At 34.5% G+C, this 7,034-nt stretch carries 6 protein-coding genes; 4 read left to right on the forward strand and 2 right to left on the reverse strand.

Going from position 1 to position 7,034, the window contains the following annotated elements:
* The first annotated feature begins 10 nt into the window (after window positions 1-10).
* Genes H8911_RS04060 through H8911_RS04070 form a run of 3 tightly spaced genes read left to right on the forward strand, consistent with a single transcriptional unit; the run spans window position 11 to window position 3,675 of the window.
* Window positions 11-1,144 (forward strand): O-antigen ligase family protein, encoded by a 1,134-nt coding sequence (locus H8911_RS04060; RefSeq protein WP_186998786.1) that lies wholly within the window; start codon window positions 11-13, stop codon window positions 1,142-1,144.
* A gap of 39 nt (window positions 1,145-1,183) precedes the next feature.
* A complete protein-coding gene (locus tag H8911_RS04065; RefSeq protein WP_186998787.1) occupies window positions 1,184-2,371 on the forward strand; it encodes a M23 family metallopeptidase in 1,188 nt (395 codons plus the stop codon).
* On the forward strand, window positions 2,368-3,675 hold the full coding sequence (locus H8911_RS04070; protein ID WP_117924213.1) for an RsmF rRNA methyltransferase first C-terminal domain-containing protein: 1,308 nt from the start codon (window positions 2,368-2,370) through the stop codon (window positions 3,673-3,675). The genes H8911_RS04065 and H8911_RS04070 overlap by 4 nt, the downstream gene beginning before the upstream one ends.
* A 14-nt stretch (window positions 3,676-3,689) precedes the next feature.
* Here H8911_RS04070 and H8911_RS04075 read toward each other — a convergent pair whose 3' ends face one another.
* Window positions 3,690-4,883, reverse strand: coding sequence for an FprA family A-type flavoprotein (locus H8911_RS04075; RefSeq protein ID WP_186998788.1), 1,194 nt, complete (start codon window positions 4,881-4,883; stop codon window positions 3,690-3,692).
* Window positions 4,884-5,043: 160 nt separating this feature from the next.
* Between H8911_RS04075 and nagA the strand changes: the two genes are divergently transcribed.
* Window positions 5,044-6,183 carry an N-acetylglucosamine-6-phosphate deacetylase gene (nagA, locus tag H8911_RS04080; protein WP_117924209.1) on the forward strand — a complete coding sequence of 380 codons (1,140 nt, stop codon included), beginning with the start codon at window positions 5,044-5,046 and terminating at the stop codon, window positions 6,181-6,183.
* A gap of 75 nt (window positions 6,184-6,258) precedes the next feature.
* On the opposite strand, the gene H8911_RS04085 is transcribed toward nagA, so the two are convergent.
* A partial coding sequence (locus tag H8911_RS04085; protein WP_186998789.1) for a transposase occupies window positions 6,259-7,034 on the reverse strand: 776 nt, incomplete at its 5' end.

Genomic DNA, 7,034 nt, shown 5'->3' on the forward strand with positions numbered 1-7,034 from the left:
GGGAGAATCTATGAATTTAGATGAAAAAATGATTTTATTGGCAACTGCCTTTCTGTTTTTGCCCTATCAAATCGCAAGTGTAGGAATCGCATGCGTTTTAATACAAGCATTATGCCGACATAAAATGGTGGATGCCATAAAGAATCAAACGGGCGCAATTCTCTTTTACAGCTTTAACGTATTGGAATTTATAGTTTCCATCTTCCATTCGAACTGGACAGGTTTTGGCAATACATGGTTATTTGTGTTGATTGGTTTATATGGAGCCTATTATCGTAGAAGTATCACAAAAAGTACATTTGAAAAGATGTGTGATCTTATTATTATTTTGTCGGTATTTGCGGCTATCTACGGTTTGTATCAGTTTAATCAGATTTCCCTTGCGAATGGACGAACATTTTTAGAATTTCATATCTTCAATTCACCAAAACGAAGAATTACTTCGACATTTATGAATGCGAATATCTATGCGATGGTCATTGATTTTGTATGCGTGATGTGTATGTATCGTTTTGTGAAAAACGACAATATTCTTTGTAAGATTTGTTATTTTATAATTGCACTGTTTAATTTCTTTGTTCTATATTTAACGGGATCTAGAACGGCATTATTACCATTTGTGGTGATTTTTCCTATCTTTCTTTATTGTGTGCGATGGAAAAAACTGTTTATCACATCCATTGTATTCGAACTTGGTATATGTGGTTTAGTATTTTTAAAACCAACATTGATTCCAAGAATCAGTGATATGTCAACTTTTGCCTCTCGTATTAAGATTTGGAAGACAGCATTTATGTGTATTTCAATGTATCCATTCTTTGGATGGGGTCCGCAGACATATCAGAAGTTTTATCCATTAGTACATGGTCATAAGGCACCTCATGCCCATAATATTTATATTGATTCCATTTTGTCGTATGGAGTTGTTGGAACAGTAGTGCTTTTGGCATATACATTTGTGCTAAATAAGGAAATCTTTACTTCGAATACAAGAAAAGAAAATCCTGCACTATTTGGCATGATGATGTGTTTTATTGCGATTGTGTTGATATATGGATTGTTGGATTGTACATTAAATATTGTCACAACAGGAACTTTATGTTTTATCATTTTAAATAGTGCTTGCATGTACTTAGAAAAATAAATACAATAATTTTAGAAGACAGACAGTAGAAGGAGTTTTATGAAATGTATATCACTTTTTGTCTGTTTTTTTATTGGTTTACAATCGATGATTGTGCCAAGTTATGAAGTTTTAATTTCAAATATAGAATCCAAAGTCGATACAATTCATGAAGATAGGGCTAGTTTTTTATCTTTAAAATGTAGGGATATTGCGATGGATGTTACATCTAAAAAAACGGATTTACGGATTGAAATGGATAAACAAGAAAAGTTTGTGGATGAACTTGAACGTAGGTATAAACAAAAAAAGAATTATTATGAATTGAAAAAAATGGAATATGGCTTGGAATTACAAGCGATTCAAAGAAACAACTCTATCTTGTATCCATATAAGATTCAAAAGAATATGACGTTGTACTTTGATGAATATAGAAATGTTGAATTAGAATATTTGAAATATAAAAAACAGTTCGATAAGAATAAAAATACGTTATTGTTATATGATGAATATCTTGAAAGATTATCGAATTGTCAAAGTCGTTTATTAAAACGATTTTCACATTTAGCACAAATCAATGAATCTGGGCAACATAATGAAGATTCTATGATTTCAGGAACTGAGCATTTGCCTGATTTTGGTGGTTATGAATCGTGGCAACAAAATGGTATGTCTTGTTTGGTGGATGGAAATTATGAAATTGATTCATATAGTTCTTTTTGGCAAAATCCGGTTGAAAATGGTACAATCAGTGCTGGATGCTGGTCCTATCCGGATGGAGGTCTTCATTTAGGTTTGGATATCGCAAGTGCCATGTATAGTGATGTGTTAGCGGTTGCCAATGGTATCATATTGTATGCCCATGCACCAGTGGATTCGAACAATGGATATTTAGGAAACTGGTGTGGATGGCCAAATGGTGGTGGAAATACCATTTGTATGGTGGTTGCCGTAAATGATAGACTTTATGCGATTAGTTATGCGCATTTATCCAATGAAATCTATGTGACAAGTGGCCAGCAAGTCAGTCAAGGTACAGTTATAGCGAAAAGTGGGAACAGTGGCAATTCAACGGGGCCTCATACGCATGTAGAGGTATTTGAATTAAAACAGGATCTCAATTCAATCGTAGAATATTTTAGAAACAGCGGTGCTGATTTTTCTTTTGGATGTGGCTATAGTGAGGCTGCAACATGCTCAGGCTATGCTTGTCGCATTGATCCTGAGACCGTTTTGGAGGGTGTATGAGTCAAGAAATGTATTTTTCTCGCATGCAAGAATTATTAAAAGATGAATATAATGCCTATATTGAATCTTTATCGAAACCTTTATATCGTGGTATGCGTATTAATTTAAAGAAGGCAGAATTGAATGAATTTGATTATTTGGATAATCCGAGTCAGTTCTGTAAGGAAAGCTATTATGTAGATAAGCCGTTGGGAAATCATCCTTTCCATATTTGTGGCTGTTTTTATCTGCAAGAACCAAGTGCTTCAAGTGCTGTTGAAATTTTAGATGTACAAGAAGATGATTATGTATTGGATTTATGTGCAGCACCAGGTGGAAAGAGTACGCAGATCGCATCACATTTAAAAAGTGGCTATTTAGTATCAAATGAAATTGATGCGAAGCGTGCCCAGATCCTTTTGTCTAATATTGAGCGTATGGGTGTGAAAAATGTGGCAGTAACTAATACAAGTGTAGATAAGCTTACGAAGGTGTTTGATGCTTGTTTTGACAAGATTTTAGTGGACGCCCCTTGTAGTGGTGAGGGGATGATCAAAAAGCATGATATTGCCCTAAATAATTGGAGCATTGAAAATATTGAACTTTGTGCGACTCGTCAAAAAGAAATATTAGAACATGCCTATTCCATGTTGAAACCGGGCGGTACTTTGGTGTATTCAACCTGTACATATGCTTTAGAAGAAGATGAAGATGTTGTCTTAGATTTTTTAGAAAAACATGAGGATATGGTCTTGATGGATCCTGAAGTTTCGTGGGGAAGAAAAGGGTTAAAAGACTTGAATGTGCGTCGTATCTTTCCGATGGATGGTGGCGAGGGTCATTTCATTGCGAAATTCAAGAAACAATCAGGTGTTGCAGGTAAACTTCCAGTTCTAAAATCAAAAAAAATAGATAATGTGACTCAGAAATTTTTAAAGGAACAATTGAATACATTACCAAACTATTACTATATAGATAAGGATAGAGTATATGGTATGGATGTTCCGTTTGTGGATTTTAAAAAGATAAAAGTATTACGTCAAGGCGTATATTTGGGGGATGTCATTAAGAATCGTTTTGAGCCATGTCATTCTTTTTATATGGTTGCAGATTTTGACTATAAAAGAAAAGTGGATGTAACTCTAGAAGAAATGGACCTTTTTATGCATGGTGAAGTTTTACAAAAGGAATGCGAAAAAGGGTATGTGGCTGTATGTTTTAAGGGACATCCGTTTGGCTTTGGCAAGAGTGATGGAAAACAAATTAAAAACAAGATTCCTAAAGGACTTCGTTTATTGCCAAATTCACGTGTAAATATAGACTAAAAATGCCAGGAAATTTATTCCCGGCATTTTTTTGCGATTTCTTTTGCGACATTAAAATAGTCTTCTAATTGATCGTCACTTGGTGTGTAACATTGATTGATCACATCGTGACATGATTCGATTCCAGATTGTTGCATTCTTGTATCGATTTCTTTGGCAACTTGGTTAAACCATCCGTATGCAGCAAAGGCCAACCCTTTTTTGTTCTTAAATTTACATGGACGAATGTGTTCAAGGAAAGCGGCTACACTTGGTGCCATGACATTGTTGTAGGTTCCAGATCCAATACATACAACTTTGGCATCCATGATTTCGCGCATCACAATACTAGATTTTGTATCCGATAATTGATAGACTTTTACATCCATATCGGCATCGCTGAATCCTTCGGCTAAGCTTTCAGCAATCTGTTGCGTATGTTTCCATACGGATTCATATACAATAACAGCTTTGTTTGCGGCTTTTTGTGTTGCGATATCTTTATATGTTTCAATAATATCTGCAATATAGTCTTTCCAGATAATACCATGTGCCGGCATGATATATTCAATGTCTAAATTCATGCCTAGAATTAGATTTAATTTAGCCTGCACAGGTGTTGTATATGGTAAAACAATATTCGCAAAGTATTCTTTGGCTTGTTTTAAACAATATGCTTTATCCAATCCTTCATCGGTTAGATTAAAGTTTACAATGTGCTGTCCAAAGGCATCGTTTGAGAATACAGTTTTTAACTGTGGACAATATGTCAACATGTTGTCTGGCCAGTGAATCATTTGCATTTCGACAAAGACAAAGTCATATTTTCCTGTGTTGATTGTATCATTTGTCTTTACGACCTGATATGGAACTTGATCAAAGTATTGTTCAATCATATTCTTCTTTCCAGAAATAGATGCGTAAACTTTTGCGTTTGGATATTTGGCATATACTTTTTTAAATCCACCCGAATGATCTGGTTCTGTATGTTGAACAACAATATTGTCAATTTCTCTTCCTTGAAGTACAGATTCAACTCTTTCCAATAGTTCTTCTGTGAATTCTTCTTCAACTGTATCAAAAAGTGTGACTTCATCATCTACAACTAAGTAGGCATTATATGTACAACCTTCATCAATTGGATATAAATCACCATGGAAGTGGCGGTTATTTAAGTCTCTAACCCCAACCCAGTACACGTTATCTATAATTTTTTTAGCTCTTTTCATTTTTGTTCACCTCTTTTTTTTATTGTATAATTATTTAGAGAATATGTCTATTCATTTGCATCTTTTATATTTTTTGAATAAAAATTATAAAAAGTCAACTAAAAAGTGTAAGTGTTTTCTTTTATAAAGAGTATAATAATAGTTAGGAGGAATTGTCGATATGATTATTCAAAGTAAAAGAATTTGGGTCGTAAATACATGGTTGGCAGCCCAAGTTGAAGTAGAAGAAGGAAAGATTGTTAATATCTATCCATATGGCGAAAAAGAAGTGGATGAGGATTATGGAGATAAACGAATTATCCCAGGATTTATCGATGTACACACACATGGTGCTTATGGATTTGATACTAATGATGCGAATGAAGAAGGCCTTCGTAACTGGATGAAAAATATTGTTAAAGAAGGGGTTACAGGTATTCTTCCAACAACAATCACACAGTCTGAAGAAGTTTTGACAAATGCGGTTAAAAATGTTGCGAAAGTTGTTGAAGAAGGGTATGAAGGTGCAGAAATTTTAGGTATTCACTTTGAAGGACCTTATTTGGATCAAGTATATAAGGGAGCACAACCTGAACAGTATTGTGTAAAACCAGATCTTGAACAATTCAAACGTTACTTGGCAGCTTCTAATAATTTAATTAAAATCGTGACTATGGCTTGTGAACACGATGATAACTATGAATTAACTAAATTCTTACGCGCAAATGGAATTGTGTGTAGTCAAGGTCACTCAGGAGCCACTTTTGAACAGGCTCGTTTAGCCATTGCGAATGGTGCAAACTCAATGACTCACGTATTCAATGGTATGACTAAATTCCATCACCGTGAACCAGGATTAGTTGGTGCTGCAATGCGTTATAGAGATGTATATGGTGAAATCATCTGTGATGGAAACCACTCAACTTATGAAGCATTAAACGACTTCTTTACAGCTAAAGGAGCAAACCACTGTATTATGATCACTGACTCATTAATGGTTAAGGGACTACCTGTTGGTACAAAAGTATTGTTTGGTGGAAATGAGATCGAATTATATCCAGATGGAAGTGCACACTTAACAGATACGAAAGGTCTTGCGGGATCTACATTGCATGTCAACGATGGACTTCGTATTTTAGTAGAAAAAGCAATGGTTCCTTGGCAAACAGCTATCAATGCTTGTACATTGAACCCGGCTCGTATGTTGAATGTAGATGATCGTAAAGGATCGATTCAAACTGGAAAAGATGCAGATTTAGTTGTATTAAATGATGACTATTCTGTTGAAATGACATATGTAAAAGGTCAAAAAGCATTCTAATATAATAAAAGCACATTTAATGTGCTTTCAGATTGTTGACAAAAGCCTATACCTTTTCGTAAGGGCATAGGCTTTTTATTGTATATAGGCAATTTTCGAAATGAAATTGTCTTTTTTTGTATATTTTGAAGGATATATAGAAGATTTCGATGGTTTTCTTCTATTTTTTCCTCTCCAAAGGGACATTTTCTTCAGATTATGACACGCAAAAATCAACCAAGCATTCTGTTGGTTTTTCTTCAAGCCTTTTAACCTTGTGAAACGTAGTCCATTGTTTTCTTTACAGTCCGCAAATACTCGTTCAATGGTTTCTTTTCTCTGTGGATAAATTTCTTTCCATTCCATAGTATGACGGATCTCGTCGGCATATTCTCTATACTCTTCCCATAGGTGACGTTCAATAACTTTTGTCATGTTCTTACTCTTTGTACATTTGTTTCTAAGAGGACAATCCTTGCAGTCTTTTGGATCAGATTTATATTGTCTGTATCCATTTCTTGTAGTAGTTGTATACATTAGGATCTTATCATTTGGACATAGATAACAGTCGTATTCTTCATCATAGACATATTCGTATTTTTTAAAGAAATCTTTTTTGGTCATTGGTCTTTTATATGGCATATAAGGAATCTGATCATTTTGTACAATGGCTCTGCATATTGCAGGTGTCATGTATCCGGCATCTAACGAAACATTCTTTATCAGGTATCCATATTTTCCATTGATCAATTCTTCATAGGCATCAAAAAAACTAACACTATCATGTACATTTCCAGGAACTGTTGTAACTGCCAGTACGAACGAATTCTTATCGCAGAAAGTTTGATGCGAGTACGCAAAACATTTCTCCT

The organism is Holdemanella hominis (genome assembly GCF_014306155.1).
Taxonomy (GTDB): Bacteria; Bacillota_I; Bacilli_A; order Erysipelotrichales; family Erysipelotrichaceae; genus Holdemanella; species Holdemanella hominis.

Coding starts and splice junctions, on each gene's coding strand:
- H8911_RS04060 (WP_186998786.1), top strand. CDS start 11: ATGAATTTAGATGAAAAAATGATTTTATTGGCAACTGCCTTTCTGTTT.
- H8911_RS04065 (WP_186998787.1), top strand. CDS start 1,184: ATGAAATGTATATCACTTTTTGTCTGTTTTTTTATTGGTTTACAATCG.
- H8911_RS04070 (WP_117924213.1), top strand. CDS start 2,368: ATGAGTCAAGAAATGTATTTTTCTCGCATGCAAGAATTATTAAAAGAT.
- H8911_RS04075 (WP_186998788.1), bottom strand. CDS start 4,883: ATGAAAAGAGCTAAAAAAATTATAGATAACGTGTACTGGGTTGGGGTT.
- nagA (WP_117924209.1), top strand. CDS start 5,044: ATGATTATTCAAAGTAAAAGAATTTGGGTCGTAAATACATGGTTGGCA.